The sequence below is a fragment of the Haloterrigena salina JCM 13891 genome, from assembly GCF_000337495.1.
GTDB classification, from domain to species: Archaea; Halobacteriota; Halobacteria; order Halobacteriales; family Natrialbaceae; genus Haloterrigena; species Haloterrigena salina.
Genome location: NZ_AOIS01000037.1, coordinates 142148 through 159317, shown reverse-complemented (window position 1 = coordinate 159317; position 17170 = coordinate 142148). Strand labels below are relative to the sequence as shown.

16 protein-coding genes, 1 tRNA gene and 1 pseudogene are annotated in these 17170 nt (G+C 64.9%); 8 read left to right on the top strand and 10 right to left on the bottom strand.

The window, feature by feature from the left end:
• Positions 1-11 precede the first annotated feature (11 nt).
• From C477_RS11370 to C477_RS24105, 5 genes are all read right to left on the bottom strand, one after another.
• Positions 12-779, bottom strand: a complete 768-nt coding sequence (locus tag C477_RS11370; RefSeq protein ID WP_008894632.1) for a mechanosensitive ion channel family protein — start codon at positions 777-779, stop codon at positions 12-14.
• 1 nt (position 780) lies between these two features.
• The gene (gene dacZ, locus C477_RS11365; RefSeq protein WP_008894631.1) at positions 781-1593 is read right to left on the bottom strand and encodes a diadenylate cyclase DacZ; all 813 of its coding nucleotides are present in this window, start codon (positions 1591-1593) and stop codon (positions 781-783) included.
• Positions 1594-1945: 352 nt separating this feature from the next.
• A complete protein-coding gene (locus C477_RS11360) occupies positions 1946-2182 on the bottom strand; it encodes a DUF7860 family protein (protein ID WP_008894630.1) in 237 nt (78 codons plus the stop codon).
• Positions 2183-2417: 235 nt separating this feature from the next.
• Positions 2418-2502, bottom strand: a tRNA-Leu gene (locus C477_RS11355).
• 46 nt (positions 2503-2548) lie between these two features.
• Entirely contained in the window at positions 2549-2722 is a 174-nt protein-coding gene (locus tag C477_RS24105; protein WP_008894629.1) for a hypothetical protein, read from the bottom strand.
• 256 nt (positions 2723-2978) lie between these two features.
• Between C477_RS24105 and C477_RS11350 the strand changes: the two genes are divergently transcribed.
• Positions 2979-3287, top strand: a complete 309-nt coding sequence (locus tag C477_RS11350; protein WP_008894628.1) for a transcription initiation factor IIB family protein — start codon at positions 2979-2981, stop codon at positions 3285-3287.
• 156 nt (positions 3288-3443) lie between these two features.
• Here C477_RS11350 and C477_RS11345 read toward each other — a convergent pair whose 3' ends face one another.
• Positions 3444-3932, bottom strand: coding sequence for a phosphopantetheine adenylyltransferase (locus C477_RS11345; RefSeq protein ID WP_008894627.1), 489 nt, complete (start codon positions 3930-3932; stop codon positions 3444-3446).
• 147 nt (positions 3933-4079) lie between these two features.
• On the opposite strand from C477_RS11345, the gene C477_RS11340 reads away from it, so the two are divergent.
• Positions 4080-6335 carry an NADP-dependent malic enzyme gene (locus tag C477_RS11340; RefSeq protein WP_008894626.1) on the top strand — a complete coding sequence of 752 codons (2256 nt, stop codon included), beginning with the start codon at positions 4080-4082 and terminating at the stop codon, positions 6333-6335.
• A 122-nt stretch (positions 6336-6457) separates the two neighbouring features.
• Here C477_RS11340 and C477_RS11335 read toward each other — a convergent pair whose 3' ends face one another.
• Both C477_RS11335 and C477_RS23830 read right to left on the bottom strand, forming a co-directional pair.
• Complete coding sequence (locus C477_RS11335) at positions 6458-7963, bottom strand: glycosyl hydrolase family 28-related protein (RefSeq protein ID WP_008894625.1); 1506 nt, start codon at positions 7961-7963, stop codon at positions 6458-6460.
• Positions 7960-8118: a hypothetical protein gene (locus C477_RS23830; RefSeq protein ID WP_160168016.1), complete on the bottom strand. Its 159-nt coding sequence runs from the start codon at positions 8116-8118 to the stop codon at positions 7960-7962. Before C477_RS23830 ends, C477_RS11335 begins: the two co-directional genes overlap by 4 nt.
• 138 nt (positions 8119-8256) lie before the next feature.
• Here C477_RS23830 and C477_RS11330 point away from each other — a divergent pair, with 138 nt between their 5' ends.
• Both C477_RS11330 and C477_RS11325 read left to right on the top strand, forming a co-directional pair.
• Positions 8257-9627, top strand: a complete 1371-nt coding sequence (locus tag C477_RS11330; RefSeq protein WP_008894624.1) for an outer membrane protein assembly factor BamB family protein — start codon at positions 8257-8259, stop codon at positions 9625-9627.
• 127 nt (positions 9628-9754) lie between these two features.
• The gene (locus tag C477_RS11325; RefSeq protein WP_008894623.1) at positions 9755-10126 is read left to right on the top strand and encodes a 30S ribosomal protein S8e; all 372 of its coding nucleotides are present in this window, start codon (positions 9755-9757) and stop codon (positions 10124-10126) included.
• A gap of 111 nt (positions 10127-10237) precedes the next feature.
• On the opposite strand, the gene C477_RS11320 is transcribed toward C477_RS11325, so the two are convergent.
• Together C477_RS11320 and C477_RS11315 are read right to left on the bottom strand one after the other, a co-directional pair.
• On the bottom strand, positions 10238-11221 hold the full coding sequence (locus C477_RS11320) for an aldo/keto reductase (protein WP_008894622.1): 984 nt from the start codon (positions 11219-11221) through the stop codon (positions 10238-10240).
• 232 nt (positions 11222-11453) lie between these two features.
• Positions 11454-12532, bottom strand: a pseudogene (locus tag C477_RS11315) (PhoU domain-containing protein); the annotation flags it as partial.
• Between the two features lie 510 nt (positions 12533-13042).
• Between C477_RS11315 and pstB the strand changes: the two are divergent.
• The 4 genes from pstB (at position 13043) to pstA (ending at position 17168) form a co-directional block, all read left to right on the top strand.
• The gene (pstB, locus tag C477_RS11310) at positions 13043-13897 is read left to right on the top strand and encodes a phosphate ABC transporter ATP-binding protein PstB (protein WP_008894621.1); all 855 of its coding nucleotides are present in this window, start codon (positions 13043-13045) and stop codon (positions 13895-13897) included.
• Positions 13898-14383: 486 nt separating this feature from the next.
• On the top strand, positions 14384-15358 hold the full coding sequence (locus C477_RS11305; RefSeq protein WP_008894619.1) for a PstS family phosphate ABC transporter substrate-binding protein: 975 nt from the start codon (positions 14384-14386) through the stop codon (positions 15356-15358).
• A complete protein-coding gene (pstC, locus tag C477_RS11300) occupies positions 15355-16278 on the top strand; it encodes a phosphate ABC transporter permease subunit PstC (protein WP_008894618.1) in 924 nt (307 codons plus the stop codon). The genes C477_RS11305 and pstC overlap by 4 nt, the downstream gene beginning before the upstream one ends.
• Positions 16278-17168, top strand: coding sequence for a phosphate ABC transporter permease PstA (gene pstA, locus C477_RS11295; RefSeq protein ID WP_008894617.1), 891 nt, complete (start codon positions 16278-16280; stop codon positions 17166-17168). The genes pstC and pstA overlap by 1 nt, the downstream gene beginning before the upstream one ends.
• Positions 17169-17170: the final 2 nt, after the last annotated feature.

Sequence of the window (17170 nt, the reverse complement as noted above, 5' to 3'; positions counted from 1 at the left end):
GAGACGAGCGCTCAGTCCCGCATCCGGACGATCCCGTTCTCGAAGACCTTCCGATTGGGAACGATGTACTCCTCCGAGTCGTCCTCGATCTTCGTGACGAAGAGGTCGACCTCCTGGACGATCCCCGTCTGGTCGCCGATCCGGATCTCGTCGCCGATCCCGTAGGGCTGGTTGAGAAGCAGATAGATCCCCGCCGCGCTCGAGACGAGGAAGTCCTTGAAGGCGACGGTGCCGACGATGACGATGCCGACGGCGTACACCGTCAGCAAGATTAGCAGGGCGACGACGTGGACGCCGACCTGTCCGAGCGCGATGATCAGCGTCACGTAGAGGACGCTGTACTTGACGAGTTTCGGGATCACGGAGACCTCGGGGAGCTTGACGCCCCGGAGGTACTCGCTGACGACCAGTTCGGCCTTGTCGGCGATGATGAAGCCGATGATGAGCACGAGGACGGCGATGAACAGCTGCGGGATGAACCCCGTCACCCGGAGCCAGAACGCCTCCGTGTCGAGCAACTGCGCGATGTGGATCGCCGTCAGCACGGCGATGCCGTAGATGAACCACGAACTCAGTCTGGCGACGATCTCGACCGTCGAGGTGCCGATCGACTGGGCGGTCCGCTCGAACGGCGTCCCCTCGACGGCCTCCGGGACGCCCGACGCCTGCAGGAGCTCCTCGTTGAGCCGCCCGACCAGATAGCCGACGACGAGTCCGAGCGCCAGCACCGCCGCGGCTATCACGGCCGGTTCGTTGATGAGCGTCTGCCACTCTACCATATCAGTACGCCTCCGGATCGACCTCCAAGATGAGCTCTCCGGCTTTGAACGCCCGGACGAGCCCATCGCTTTCCGAGAGCACGATCGTGATCGCGTTCGTATCCCGCGTGATCGCGCCCCCGGCCATGTGTCGGGCCCCCAACCCCTTCGGAATGTCGACACCTTCCGCGGACGGCTCGAGGTAACGGTACGCGGAGACGATCTTGCCCGCGTCGGAAATGACGAACGCGCCGTCGAGCCGCGAGAACTCCTTCAACATCACGTTCACGATCGGATCGCCGACGTGGACGTGGGACTTCTCGAAGGGGTTGTACGACAGCGGGCGGGACTTGTTCATCACCTTGCCAGCGTCGCCGACGACGAACAGCGCGCCGACGGGTTTCCCCTTCTGGCCCTTCTTGCCGAGTTCGATCGCCAACTCGAGGACGGCCTTGATCACCTCCGGCTCCGCGCGGGACTTGACGAACAGGTCGTAGATGCCCGTGTGTGTCTCGGCGTCGGCGCGGACCCGAGAGACCGTATCGATCTCGTCGCCGTAGAGGCTCGTCGCACAGACCAACTGGTCACCGTCCTCGATGAGGTCCTGTTCGATGGCGCCCTCGAGACCGAACTTGATCCGCTCTTTGATGTCGTCGAACGCGAGGGGGAGTTCGACGAAGACGTCGGCGTTGACGGGGTTTTCCGTCCCGACGACGATGACGTCGAGGTCGTCGACGTCCGAGAAGCGTTCGTAATACGAGCCACTCGGCGAGAAGAGAAGGACGGCATCGATGCTCGCATAAAGATCCCCGAACACGTCGTCTAACCCGGCCATTGCTCATACAAGTTGCTCCCGCGCGAATAAGCGTTGTGGACCGTCTGACGCACGTCTGTCGCTTGTCTCTCGGTTCGACCGGATTCAAAATACCCTGATCACGGTTCAGCGCTCGATCCGGAGCTCGAACGGCATTCCCGTCGTTCGACGGTGTGACGCAGCGTCGGTCCGATTCTCAACCAGTGGCAGATCGCTCTCGGCGACGTCGGGACCGTTCTCGAACGGTCGTCGACGCGCCGATTCCTGACGACACCCCGAACGAGTCTCTTTCGAGCCGGTCCGGAACCGGTGTCGACCGTCCGCTCCTCCACGATCGAATCACCGCGCGGAGCTGCCACTCGAGACGAGCGGGTCACTCGGTCAGCGGCAGGATGACCCCGAAAATCCACACCGAGAAGAAGCCGATGACGAGGCCGCCGCCTTCCGCGAAGGTAAACAGCGTGTGTTCCCACCCCGGAAGCTGTCCCACGAACATGTGGCCGAGCAACTCGCCGGCTGCGCCCAGCACCAGGAGCCCGAGACCGAGCAGGAAGCCGCTCTTCGTGAGGAACGGGTAATCGAGATCACCGTATCGTCCTGTACGGGTCATACGTAACACAGATACGCGAGGAATTATTATCGCTTCGGAACTCGAAGACGTCGTTCGGGCCTTGTTGCTGATCGCTCAGCGCTCCTGATCGGTTTCGTTGAATGAGGGCTGCGGGACCGGATTCGAACAACGCGAAGACGTGCTCGCTCCCGATGGTCGCTGCGCGCGTCTTCTCTCGTTCGAATCCGGCCTGCTCCCTCACTCGTTTTCTCGTGTCACTCGAAAACTCGTTCAGTGCGCGGGACCGGATTCGAACCGGCGGACCCCTACGGGACAGCGTCCTAAGCGCTGCGCCGTTGGCCTAGCTTGGCTACCCGCGCTCACTTCCAGATTTTCACGAATCCAGTAAGTACCTGTCGATCCGCGCTACCGCTGTTTCACTGGCTCTTCGGGCGACCAGTCCGGCGGCACGATAAACGTCACGTGCTCCGAATCCCGAAGCTGGTGCAGTTCCGCCGCTTGTTCGGCCAGCGATCGATTCCGGTACGGCATCTCGAGGCCGCAGCCGGTACAGACGAGCTTGCAGGTTGGCTCTTTCATAGACGGGACGCAGCCGTGCAGGAGCCGGACGAGCGTCTATTGTGAGGGACGAAGACAACCCGGTTTAGTAGTCGTGTCCTAGTGAAATTATCAGAGAACGGCCAATTAGGCAACTCGTTCGTAGCTGAACGTTGCCCAGCGTAGCACCGGATTGGACGGTCCGTTCGGTGCTATTTCGAATCAGACGCCCGAATATGTGATCGTTTCCTGACCTATTGGCCCTACCTTTATGCGCGCCGCACCGATAGCCGGGTGCATGCACAGCGCCCGGGATCGCATCGAATACGAACCGTGGCTCGAGGAACTCGAGCAGATCGCCGACCGGTTGGAGCTCTCGACCGAAGCGCGATCCTGTGCGGTGGATCTCTTCTTGACGGACGTTCCGGAGGACGACCGGTCGAAGCGGGCCGTCCTCGCGGCCAGCGTCTACGCCGGCTCGCTCGTCGCCGGCGAGGGTCGAACGCAGGGCGACGTCGCCGACGCCGCGGACGTCTCGCGGCTCTCGATCCAGTCGCGCTGGAAGGATCTCCTCGAAACCGCGGGCCTCGAGCCGCCGCGGTGGTAACTCGCCCGAGCCGACTGTTTCGACTGTTTCACGGGCACACGCTGTGACTGTCTTCCCGTAAGTATACGCTACAAGAACGAAAACCGCGCGTCGGGTGGCCGTCGCTTCCGTCTCTCGATTCGATTCTCCGGCGGGTGGCCGGATCGATCCGCTCCGTCAGTTGGTGCCGGCCGCGTCGTCCCCGTCCTCGAGGACGTTTCCGTGTTCGTCGATCTCGCCCTTGACGACCCGGGTGCTGGAGATGATGTCGCCGTCCTCCGCGCGGACGTGTGGCACGACGACGACCTCGAGGGGGTCGTGGCCGCGCTCCCGGCGAATCTCGTTGATCCGCTCCCCGCCGTCTTTGGTCTCCGGCGAGACGACCAGATAGTCGAACTGCGGTTCGGTCGCGATACCGGTCGGTTCCTCGAGAGGCCGGACCTCGAACTCGCGGTCGTGGTCCGCGGCGAACGACTCGAGTTCCGCCTCGAGCGCCGCCTTCCGTTCGTCGAACGATCTGACGCGGCGCTCGACGTGTCGCGTCTTCGGCGCGAGTTCGTCGCTCGTCAGTCCCACGGTCACGTCTCCGAGTTCGAACGCCCGTTCGAACAGCCGACGGTGGCCGTCGTGGACGGGGTCGAACGTCCCACCAAGCGCGACGTCCATACCCCATTCCACTGGAGCGGAGCGTATAAAACGGTCGAATCGGGGGACGCGTCGGCCTCGAGCGCCGGTCGGAGCGAGGCGATATTTCGACGGTCGTCGAATTAGGCCTTCACATTGTTTTTAGTACTCCCCTGCAGTGTCCCCAATATGGGATTAGACGAGGACGCACTCGAGTATCACCGCACCGATCCGCCGGGAAAAATAGAGATTTCGACAACGAAACCGACGAATACCCAACGCGACCTCTCGCTCGCGTACTCGCCCGGCGTCGCCGCGCCGTGTACGGAGATCGACGAGGATCCGACCGACGCCTACCAGTATACGGCCAAGGGTAACCTCGTCGGCGTCGTCTCGAACGGCTCGGCGGTGCTGGGACTCGGCGACATCGGCGCCCAAGCGTCGAAACCCGTCATGGAGGGGAAGGGCGTGCTGTTCAAGCGCTTCGCCGACATCGATGTCTTCGACATCGAACTCGACGAGGAAGACCCGCACAAGTTCGTCGAGGCCATCAAGATGATGGAGCCAACGTTCGGCGGCGTCAACTTAGAGGACATCAAGGCGCCGGGCTGTTTCACCATCGAGGAGCGCCTGCGCGAGGAGATCGACATTCCCGTCTTCCACGACGACCAGCACGGCACCGCGATCATCTCGGGCGCCGCGCTGATAAACGCCGCCGACATCGCCGGGAAGAGCCTCGAGGAACTCGAGGTCGTCTTCTCGGGCGCCGGCGCGAGCGCGATCGCGTCGGCCCGCTTCTACGAGTCGCTGGGCGTCCGGAAGGAGAACATCACGATGTGTGACTCCTCGGGGATCATCACCGAGGCCCGCGCGGCCGAGGGCGACGTCAACGAGTACAAACGGCAGTTCGCTCGGGACCTCCCCGAAGGCGGCCTCGCGGACGCGATGGAGGGCGCGGACGTCTTCGTCGGCCTCTCGATCGGCGGCATCGTCTCGCAGGACATGGTCCGCTCGATGGCCGACGATCCGATCATCTTCGCGATGGCCAACCCCGATCCCGAGATCGGCTACGAGGAGGCCAAGGAGGCCCGCGACGACACGGTCATCATGGCCACCGGCCGCTCGGACTACCCGAACCAGGTCAACAACGTCCTCGGGTTCCCCTTCATCTTCCGCGGCGCGCTCGACGTGCGCGCGACGGAGATCAACGAAGAGATGAAAGTCGCCTGTGCCGAGGCGCTGGCCGACCTCGCCCGCCAGGACGTCCCCGACGCGGTCGTCAAGGCCTACGGCGACGAGCCGATCCAGTACGGCCCCGACTACATCATCCCCAAGCCGGTCGACCCGCGCGTGCTCTTCCGCGTCGCGCCGGCGATCGCGGAGGCCGCGATGGAGTCCGGCGCCGCCCGGACCGAACTCGACCTCGAGGAATACGAGGAGGAACTCGAGGCCCGCCTCGGGAAGTCCCGCGAGATGATGCGGGTCGTCCTCAACAAGGCCAAGAGCGACCCCAAGACGGTCGCACTGGCAGAGGGCGAGAACGAGAAGATGATCCGCGCGGCCTACCAGATCCAGGAGCAGGGGATCGCCCTGCCGATCCTCATCGGCGACGAGAGCGAGATTCGCCAGACCGCCGCCAACCTCGGCCTCGACTTCGATCCGCAGGTCGCGGACCCGTCGGTCGGCGACTACGAGGAGTACGCCGACCGGCTCCACGAACTCCGCTCGCGCAAGGGGATCACGCGCAGCGAGGCCGGCGAACTCATCGAGCGCGACACCAACTACTTCGGGAGCGTGATGGTCGAACAGGGCGACGCGGACGCGCTCCTGACCGGCCTCTCCCACCACTACCCCTCGGCGCTGCGGCCGCCGCTGCAGGTGATCGGGACCGACGACGACGTCGATTACGCGGCCGGCGTCTACATGCTGACGTTCAAGAACCGCGTGATCTTCGTCGCCGACGCGACGGTCAATCAGGATCCCGACGAGGAGGTCCTCGCGGAGGTCACCAAACAGACGGGCAAGCTGGCGCGGCGGTTCAACATCGAACCGCGCGCGGCCCTGCTCTCGTACTCGAACTTCGGTAGCGTCGACAACGAAGCGACCCGCCGACCGCGGCGCGCGGCGAGCATGCTGCAGGACGATCCCGAGGCCGACTTCCCGGTCGACGGCGAGATGCAGGCCGACACCGCCGTCGTCGAGGACATCCTCGAGGGCACATACGGCTTCTCCGAACTCGAGGACCCGGCGAACGTGCTGGTCTTCCCGAACCTCGAGTCCGGTAACATCGGCTACAAGCTGCTCCAGCGACTCGGCGGCGCCGACGCCATCGGCCCGATGCTGGTCGGCATGGACGAGCCGGTCCACGTCCTCCAGCGGGGCGACGAGGTCAAGGACATCGTGAACCTGGCCGGCGTTGCGGTCGTCGACGCGCAGAAAGAGTAGCGAGCGGGCGCACAGCGCCCGTGAGTAGCGCGGTATCAGCCGCTCACCGCGAGCGAATTTTCGGCATTTTCTCGAGACGGGTTGGGAGAGCCGTCAGAACGGGTGTACGCTGGGTACGATAATTAGGACGCGTTCCACTCCCGAAACGCTCCGTCGCTGTCGGAGTCGGTCTCAGTGCCGACGTCCTCGAACGTGACGCCGCCGTAGGCGACGCTGCTGCCGGCTCCCGAGTAGACGCCCGCATCGCCGCAGTCCGCCGCTCGAGCGGTCGTCAGCGTCGCGTCGACGTCCTCTCGGAAGCGGAACGCCTGATCCCTCGCGCCCGTGGCCGTCACGGCGCTCAGCTTCAGATCGTCCATGTCGTCGAAGAGGATCGCGTTCGTGAACTCGCCGTCGACAACGGTGTTCGAGATCTCGGCGCCGTCGAACCCGGCCGCGTACAGCCCCGAGCCGGCGGCCAGCCCCCTGTTGTCGGTTCTGATCGTGACGTTGCTAACGGTCAGCTCTCGGCGACCGCCCTTGACGTGTCCAAGCGAGATCCCTCGCGCGTTCTCGATACACGAGACGGAGTCGATCGTCAGGTCCTCGATCTCGTCGCCGGTGTCGCCTCGGATCGCCGAATAGAGGCAGCCGGTGATGTACCCGTTGCTGATCGTGATCGACTCGTTTCCGTTCCGGTGGATGTGGACGCCGTACTCCGGACCGTTCTTGGGGTCGATCTCGAAGTTCTCGAGGGTGCAGTTCCGCGTCGGGGTGCCGTCGCTTCCGGCCAGCAGTTCCTCGCCGCCGTCCCAGATGCTGTTCGACGCGATCTCCGTGGTCTGGTTGTCGAACTGAATCGGCGCGTCCGAGCCGGCCTCGCCGCCCCGAGTCGCCCAGTAGCCGTCGATCCCGACGTTTTTCGAGGACACGACGTCGATGTGGTGGTAGTAGATCCGGTCGCCGTAGATCCGTTCCAGTCGGACGTTTTCCGCGTGTGCGGGCATGATCCCGTTCGTGGCCGGCGAATCGATTCGGACGTTGCAGACCCCCCAGTTCGACGCGCCGTCGAAATCGACCGCGTCGTAGCCCCTGTTGGAGAGCAGCGCCCGGCCGTCATCGCCGTCGGGGCGCGTTCCCTCGAGGACCGTCGCGCGACCCGCCCCCAGCAGGAGCGTATCGTCGCCGATCAGCGGCGTCCGCTCGAGGAGGTACCGACCCGGCGGGAAGTAGACGATCCCGCCGCCGGCGTCCTCGACGTCCGCGAGGAGGTCGTGGACGGCCGCGCCGACTTCCGTCTCGCCGTCGCCCTCGATCCCGTGGGCTTCGACGTTCCAGACCGGGGTCTCCTCGGTGCGCGCGTCGACGAACTGCGCCGCCTCGAAGTGGCTCGTTCCCGGCACCGGCTGCTCCGAACAGCCCTTGCCGCCGAAGTACGTCCAGTCCTCGCTCGAGGCGTCCCAGCGCCACGTGATCCCCTGATCGGTCGCGTGGTAGAGTTCGTCGTCGTACTCGCCCTCGTCGGGGCGGTCGGCGATCGGTCCTCGAACGATCGCGTGTTGGTCGACGGCTTCGACCGTATCGGTGTGATCCCACGCGTCGCCCTCCTCGAACGTCTCGAGTCCGAGCCGCGGCGTTCGATCGCTCACGATTGCTCGCCTCCGCGTCCGTATTCGCTCCCGTAGGCGGTTCCGTAGCCGGCGGCGTCGACCGACGCGTCGCTTTCCGAGCAGCCGGCCAGCAGGAGGGAGGTACCCGAGACCGCGACGAGTACGTCCCGTCGGCGGGGTCCTGAATCGGTCATACGCCCTGACTCTCCCACCACCGTATAAACATTATTGCCTGAAACGGAGCCTCGCGGACGCCGGCGGGCGTCGCGTTCGCGACGGCCGCGGAACCAGTGGGATTTTTCGAGGTCCCCTCGAGACGTGTAGAACACCCAATGCGATCTCCGAACCGAGATACGGTCTCCGAACGCGGTTGCGAACGGTCCGCCGGCCTCTCGCGTCGTCGGTTGCTCGGTGCGAGCGCGGGCGCCGCGGCGGCAGGGCTGGCCGGCTGCGTCGGCGTCGACCTGCCGACCACGCTGGGCGGACGCCTCGACGGCACCGAGGACGTGTCGCTGTTCCAGAACGGACTCCGTCGCCTCGGCTACTACCCCGACGAAACCGTCCCGGAGTCGGTGAGCGTCAACTGGTCGTTCCCGATCAACGCCGCCGACCACACGGCCGCCAAGTCCAGTCCCGTGCCGACGCCCGACGGCGAGACGATCGTCTTCGGTGGCGACACCGGCAAGGTGTGCGCCTACGCGCCGTCGGGCGACCTCCGGTGGGCGACCCAGACGGACGCGACGGAAAAGGGCTTTCACGGGTCGGCGGCGATCGTCGGCGATATCGCCTTCATCGGCGGTTACGACGGCGATCTCTACGCGCTGGATACCGAGAGCGGAGACATCGTCTGGCGAACGCGATCCGAGGACGGCGATCTGGACGGCCCGCTCGCGATCGGCTCGAGTCCCGCCTACCACGACGGCTCCCTCTACCTCATCTCCGAGTACGCCCCGCCCTCCTCCGGCGCGCTCTGGGAGATCGATCCCGAGACCGGCGACCCGACGTGGAGCGACGACCGCATCTGGGGGCAGGCCCACCCCTCGCCGACGATCGATCTCGAGACGGGACGGATCCTCGCGGGGTCGAACGACGGCGTCGTCTACTGCTGGGAGTACCCCTCCCTCGAGTTCGCGTGGTCGTTCCGGGCCGACGCCGACGGCGAGGAACAGGCGGGCGGCGCCTTCCGCAAGGGCGCACAGATCAAGGGCACCGTCGCGGCCCACGACGGCTACGGCTACGTCGGCAGCTGGGACGGGAACTTCTACTGTCTCGACCTCGAGGACGGCACGGAGGAGTGGTCGTTCGAGACGGGCAAGGTGATCATGTCGAACCCGGCCGTCGACACCGACGCGGACGTCGTCTACATGGGCAGCGACGACGACTACGTCTACGCGCTCGACGCGAAATCGGGCGAGGAGCTGTGGTCGACGGACGTCGGCGGTCGCGTCATCGGCGCGCTGACGGTCACCGCGGAGACGGTGCTGGCCGGCTCCTACGACTCGCACCTCTACGCTCTCGACAAGGAGACCGGCGACCAGCGGTGGCGGGTCCAAAATCGGGGCCGGGTCACCAGCGCGGCGGTCCCCGTCGACGGCCGGATCTACTACGCGGAGCGGGCCGTCTTCTCGAACTACTACGACGACGAGAAGGAAACGATCCTCGAGGAGCCGGGACACGGGTACTGCCTGGTCGGCGACGAGTAGCCCCCTCAGCCGACGAGTAGCGTCGACATGAGCAGTCGACAGCGGTCGCAACCGCGCGATCCGCCGGGCGGGTTCCGGACGGGGCCCTAACGTTGCATATAAATATACGCCGAGACTGGATGCGAGTATGCAAAACCAGGGACGCTCCACGCGCAAGCGAACCGGTGGCCGACTGAAGAACGTCCGCAAGCGCCGAAAGAACGAACTCGGACGCCTGCCGACGGAGACGCAGGTCGGCGAGCCCCGATACCGAACCGTCGACGTCCGCGGCAACGAGACGAAGACCCGCGCGCTCGCGACCAACGTCGCCAGCGTCAACAAGGGCGGCGAGACCGTCTCCGCCGAGATCGAGGACGTCGTCGAGAACGACGCCAACCCCAACTACGTCCGCCGAAACATCATCACGAAAGGCGCCGTCATCGAGACCTCGGAAGGCCGCGCACGCGTCACCTCCCGTCCCGGTCAGACCGGTCAGGTCAACGCCGTTCTGCTCGACTAGACTGCGACCGTCTCGCTTCGTCTTCGCTCGAAGGCGACGCTCAGTGCTCTCGAGCGACGGCTATCTTCGAGCAGTCGCGCCGTTCCGTTCGAACTCCCGTGAGCGGGCGCGTCAGACGTCCCCGATATCGGCGTTCCAGACCGGCGTCTTCGGCGCCTCGAGTCGCTCGAGTTCCTCGTCGGACAGGTCGACTTCGAGCGCGCCGACGTTTTCCTCGAGGTGCTCGATCGTCCGCGGGCCGACGATCGGCGCGTCGACCAGGTCCTTGTGCAACAACCAGGCCAGCGAGAGCTGCGCCGGCGTCGTGTCCGTCTCGTCGGCGAGGTCTCGGACGACCTCGAGCACGTCCCAGTTCTCCTCGGTGAACCGCTTCTCCATGAACTCGTCCGACGCGGCGCGGCCCTCCTCGGGGTCCGCATCGCGTTCGTACTTGCCCGTCAGGAAGCCGCCGGCCAGCGGCGACCACGGGAGGACGCCGATCCCCTGATCGGCACAGAGCGGCAGGACGTTGGCCTCCTCGTGGCGGTCGACGAGGTTGTACTCGCACTGCATCGAGACGAACCGCTCGCGGTTGTTCAGGTCGGCCTCGTACAGCGCCTTCGCGAACTTCCAGGCGGGCATCGTGCTCGCGCCGACGTAGCGGACTGTGCCTTCCTCGACGAGCGCGTCGAGCGCCGAGAGGGTCTCCGCGATCGGCGTCTCGTCGTCCCAGCGGTGGATCTGGTAGAGGTCGACGTAGTCGAGCCCGAGTCGCTCGAGGCTCGCGTCGGCCTGCTCGAAGATGTGCTTTCGGGAGAGTCCCTGCCCGTTCGGGCCGTCGTACATCGGGCCGTACACCTTCGTCGCGACGGTCAGTTCCGCCCGATCGCGGTCCGACTCGGCCAGCGCCTCGCCGAGGATCTCCTCGCTCTCGCCGCGGGAGTAGACGTTCGCGGTATCGAAGAACGTGATCCCGAGGTCGAGCGCTCGCTGGATCACCGCGCGGGACTGCTCGCGGTCGTCTATCATCCAGGGCTCGTCGCTGCCGAAGTTCATACAGCCGAGACAGAGCCGGGACACCTCGAGTCCCGTCTCGCCGAGGTGGGTGTACTCCATCCCGTCGTCGTTCGCGGCGTCGCGGGAAAGTCCTCAGCCGGCCTCGCGAACACTGTCTCGACGCCCGACAGAACCTCGAGCGCGGGCGGTACTCGAACGGGGGAGTGACGAAACCGAATCGAACCTCGAGTCAGGGGCGCGGCGCGGCCTTCTGGAGGGCGGTCTCGGCGATGTTGCCGCCGTAGTCGGCGCTCCGGGACAGCGAGTCGACGATCAGCCCCAGCGACTGGGCCTGNCGCGGCGCGGCCTTCTGGAGGGCGGTCTCGGCGATGTTGCCGCCGTAGTCGGCGCTCCGGGACAGCGAGTCGACGATCAGCCCCAGCGACTGGGCCTGCACCGGCTCGAGTTCCCGGAGCATGTCGTCGATCGTCCGGGTGTGTTCGTCGATTTCGAGGATCGCCTCGCGGGCGGCGTGGCCGAGGTCGGTCGCCTCGTCGCTGTCCTCGGCGACCAGCGCGTCCATCGACTTCTCGATGACGTCCGCGACGTCGTCGTGGAGGGCGACAAGCGCGTCGGCGACGTCTCCGGGGATCGCCTCGAGTTTGAGCGCGAGGTTGCTGATCTTGGCCGCGTGGTCGGCGACCCGTTCGAGCTGGCGGGCGCTCGAGTGGAAGTCGAAGCAGTCCTCGCGGGGGACGCCGAGCTCCTCCGCGGCCCGCGGCGAGCGCAGCGTCGCGCGGAAGATCCGCGAGACGACCTGCCAGAGGCGGTCGACGTCGTCGTCGCGTTCGATGACGTCCTGGGCGATGTCGTCGTCGTTCTCGACCAGCGCCGTGACGGCGTCCTCGAGCNGCGGTCGACGTCGTCGTCGCGTTCGATGACGTCCTGGGCGATGTCGTCGTCGTTCTCGACCAGCGCCGTGACGGCGTCCTCGAGCATCGCCCGAGCGATCAGGCGCATCCGCGAGACGGCGTTGACGATCGAGAGCTCAGAGGAGTCGAGCAAGTCTTGAATGACGACGCTGTCGGTCGTCTCCTCTAAGACCTCGACGCCGACGAGGCTCTGGGTCGCGCTCCGGATCGCGCTGCGCTGGTCGGTCGTGATGCGGCCGGCCGAGAGGCGGATGATGTCGAAGCCGCTGACGTACATCGTCATCACGGCCCGGGTGAGCCGCTCGCCCTCGAGGTCCGTGACGTCGAGGGTTCCCGTCTGGCGATCGGTTTCGCTCTGGGGCGTCAACAACAGCGAGTCCCCCTCCGGATAGAACTCGACGGTCGTCCCGGCGCTGACGTCGTTGTCGGTCGCCCAGGATTTCGGCAGCGAGACGGTAAACGTCGACCCGCCCGTCACCTGCACCTTGCGCGTCTCCATACAGTGGCGATTCGACCCCGTGCGTATAAACCCATCTTCATCTATAGAGTTCTTCGTCGACGGCAGTATAATCACACCACTGCTTCTGTGGCGGTGAGTCGCCGAAATGCGTATTCCAGTCCCTCGAGAGCCAGTCCGATCGTAGAGATATGCATAGTTGACAAGAATCTATGTAGTGATGGCTGCGACGGACCCGCCCCCGACCGTTCGCGAGCGGCGCGTTGTTCGGTCTCGAAAAACCGAGCACTACCGCCGATCAACGCCGTCGTACGCCCCCTCTCCGTAGGGCTCTGTAGCGTCACTGGGTCGACGTGCAACGGACGGACCGCTCATAGCACAGTATTTATTCGCTCGGGCCTTGAGTACGCATAATGGTACCTGCGCACCGATTCGGACGCCGACCGATCGGAGCCGAGTTCGGTCCGGCGCTCGCCGCCGGTCGTGTGCCACCACGGCAGCGATCGTATCAACCTGCGTTTTCCACCCGATAACTGCCCGAACTCACCCACAATGACCGCGAACGGACCCCAATCCGTCCCGACGTCCGACGACAGTACCGCCCTTGCGGACACGTCCGTAACCGACGACGTTCCCCTCGGATCACCGCGGGTCGACGACGCCGTCATCGAAGCCCGCGATCTGGACGTCTACTACGGCGACGACCAGGCGCTGGACAGTATCAATATGGACATCCCCGAGCGGAAGGTCACGGCGCTAATCGGACCGTCGGGCTGTGGGAAGTCGACGTTCCTGCGCTCGATCAACCGGATGAACGATCTGATAGACGTCGCCCGCGTCGAGGGCGACCTCTTCTTCCACGGGAAGAACGTCTACGACGACGACGTCGATCCCGTCGCCTTACGCCGGAAGATCGGCATGGTCTTCCAGTCGCCCAACCCGTTCCCGAAGAGCATTCGGGACAACGTCGCCTACGGGCTGCGGGTACAGGGGAAAGACGAAAACGCCGACGAGAAGATACGAACAGCCCTCGAGCGGGCGGCCCTCCTCGAGGAAGTCGAGGATCAGCTCGACTCGAGCGGACTGGACCTCTCCGGCGGTCAGCAACAGCGACTCTGCATCGCTCGGGCGATCGCGCCCGATCCGGAGGTCGTTCTGATGGACGAGCCGGCGTCGGCGCTGGATCCGATCGCCACCTCGAAGATCGAGGACTTGATCGAGGATCTCGCCGAGGAGTACACCGTCGTCATCGTCACCCACAACATGCAACAGGCGGCGCGGATTTCGGACAAGACGGCGGTCTTCCTCACCGGCGGCGAACTCGTCGAGTTCGACGACACCGAGAAGATCTTCGAGAATCCCGAAAGCGACCGCGTCGAAGACTACATCACCGGCAAGTTCGGGTAAGCGGAGCACCGACACTGCGGCTACGAGGAGCCGGAGTCGACAACTCCGAAGCGTCCGAAAGCCGCCGAAGAATGGCCGCACGGTTCGCGCTTGCCGACTGGACCGACCGGTGACTCGATTTTGCTGATCGACCCGCGGAAACGAAGTTCGACGCCGGAAACTCGACGCCGATCGATGTGCCCGCACCTCGAGTCCGTCGAACGCTTCGATCCGGACTCGCGATCCGATCACCGTACCGCTTCGTCGGACCACCGACCGATCGTGCGACCTCGTCTATATATGTTCGACTGTTCGTCGACGAATACTCTCTCGTAGAATACACGTACATTCATCGCTATGTCTTCTCGTGCCAGCTATTGTCATATGTATGGGTTAGCAGCCCAACACTGGTACCAGTTGTCGCGTTGACAGCCGCCGAATCAAGTACATATCACTATATAGCTCTCATAGTAGTCTACTTACCTACAGTGTGGCTTGCATCCGGTGATGTCGAGAGAAACCACGGCGTCCCTGCCGACCGGCTTCGGTCGGCGTGATTTTCTCGCCGCGGCTGGTGTTGCCCTCTCCGGTGGGTTAGCCGGCTGTAGCGGCGTCTTCGCCGCGGAAGAAGATCAGGTGAACGTCGCGGGGAGCAGTACGGTGTTTCCCGTGACCGAGGCGATCGCTTCCGCGTTCTCCGAAGAGAACCCGACCGTCAACATCTCGCTCAGTAAGACCGGCACCGGCGGCGGGTTCGGGAATTTCTTCTGCGCGGGACGAACCGACATTAACAATGCGAGTCGGGCGATCGCCGACGCCGAAGTCGAACAGTGCGGGAACAACGATATCACGCCCGTAGAGTTCCAGGTCGCGACCGACGCGCTGACGGTCGTCGTCAATCCGGACGCGGACTGGATCGACTGCCTCTCGGTCGAGGAACTCCGCGAGATCTGGCGGGCCGACGGCGCCCAACAGTGGAGCGATATCAACGAGGACTGGCCCGACGAGGAGTTCGAACTGTACGGGGCCGCGACGACCTCCGGCACGTTCGACTACTTCAACGAGGCCGTCATCGGCGAGGAGGAGAACCACCGTAGCGATTACCACGCGACCGAACGCGATCGAACGATCGTCCAGGGGGTTCAGGGCTCGGAGTACGCGATGGGCTACTTCGGCTTCTCGTACTACAGCGAGAACCCGGACTCGATCAAGGCGGTCTCCATCGATAACGGCGACGGCTGCGTCGAACCGTCGATCGACACGGCCATGTCCGGCGAGTACACGCCCCTCTCGCGACCGCTCTACATCTACGTCGCGAAGGAATCGCTCGCGAAGTCGGCGGTCCGAGACTTCACCCGCTTCTACATGAAACAGGCCGCGACGGACCTCGTCTCCGACGTCGGTTACGTCCCGCTCACCGAGGAGAACCGCGACGAGAACCTCGAGAAACTCAACGGCGCGATCGCGGAGGTGACCGAATGAGTCAACCCGACTTCTCTCACGACGCGAGTCGCACGGCGCGGGGCACCGCCTTCCGCTATCTCTTCATGCTGTGTGCGCTGCTGTCGATTCTGACGACCGTCGCGATCATTCTGACGCTGCTGATCGACGCGGTCGACTTCTTCGCGCAGGTCTCGCTCGTCGAATTCCTCACGGGCACGCGGTGGAGCCCAACGAACGAACCGATCGCCTTCGGCGTTCTCCCGCTGATTTCGGGGACGCTGGTCATCACCGTCGGTTCGGCGATGGTCGCGCTCCCGATCGGACTGCTGACCGCGATCTACCTGAGCGAGTACGCCACCGATCGCCAGCGGTCGTATCTCAAGCCGGCCCTCGAGGTGCTGGCGGGCGTTCCGACGGTCGTCTACGGCTACTTCGCGCTCGTCTACATCACGCCGGCGCTGGACACGATCCTGCCGCTGTCGACGTTCAACGGGCTGTCGGCGTCGATCATGGTCGGCATCATGATCATCCCGATGGTCTCCTCGATCAGCGAGGACGCGATGAGCGCAGTGCCGGACTCGCTCCGCCAGGCCAGTTACGGGCTGGGAGCGACGAAGTTCACCGTCTCGACGTCCGTCGTCGTGCCGGCGGCGCTGTCCGGGATCTTCTCGTCGTTCATCCTCGCGCTCTCGCGAGCGATCGGGGAGACGATGATCGTCGCCATCGCGGCGGGACAAACGCCCCGGATGGTCGATCTGACCGATCCGGCGGGGATGTTCCTGAACTCGATCCAGCCGATGACCTCCGCGATGGTCCAGATCGGAACGGGCGACATCGTCGGGCAGGGCGAAGCGTACAAGAGCCTCTTCGCGGTCGGGCTGACGCTGTTCGTTATCACCTTCGTCATGAACCTCATCAGTGAATTCGTCGCGTCGCGCTACCGGGAGGTGTACCGCTAATGGCGGCCGATACCCGCGACGAACCCGCCGATTCCGGGTTCGGTCAGATCAGCCGGACGAAAGACGTGTCGTTCCGCCTGCTCGCGCTGGCGGCGACGCTCGTCGGCATCGTCTCGCTCGCGGCGTTGCTCCTGAACGTCGCCGTCGATGCCGTCGGCTGGCTCGACTGGCAGTTCCTCACGAACCCGCCCCACCCCGACCCGTACCAGGCAGGATTCCTGCCCGCACTCGTCGGCTCCGTCGCCATCATGCTCGTGATCGCGCTGATCACGTTCCCGCTCGGCGTCGGCGCCGCGATCTATCTCGAGGAGTACGCCGACGACGGCTACCTCACGCGGTTCATCCAACTCAACATCGCGAACCTCGCGGGCGTCCCCTCGGTCGTCTACGGCCTGCTGGGACTGGGACTCTTCGTCGGCCTCTTTAGCATCGGCTACGGGACGGTGCTGGCGGCCGCGTTCACCATCGCCCTGCTCATCCTGCCGATCGTGATCATCTCGGCTCAGGAGGCGATTCGGTCCGTCCCCGACTCCCAGCGACAGGCGTCCTACGGGATGGGCGCGACGAAGTGGCAGACGATCCGCAACGTCGTCCTGCCGCGGGCGATGCCCGGCATCATGACCGGAACGATCCTCGCGCTCGGCCGCGCGATCGGGGAAACGGCGCCGCTGATCATGATCGCCGCCCCGACGACCGTCTTCGGACTTCCGAACGGTCCCTTCAGCAAGGTCAGCGCCATGCCGCTGCAGATCTACAACTGGGCCTCCTATCCCCAGACCGAATTCCAGTACGGCGTCGTCGCCGCCGGCGTCGTCACGCTGCTCGTCGTCTTGCTGACGATCAACTCGATCGCGATCGTCATTCGGAATCGATATCAACAGCGCACCTGACA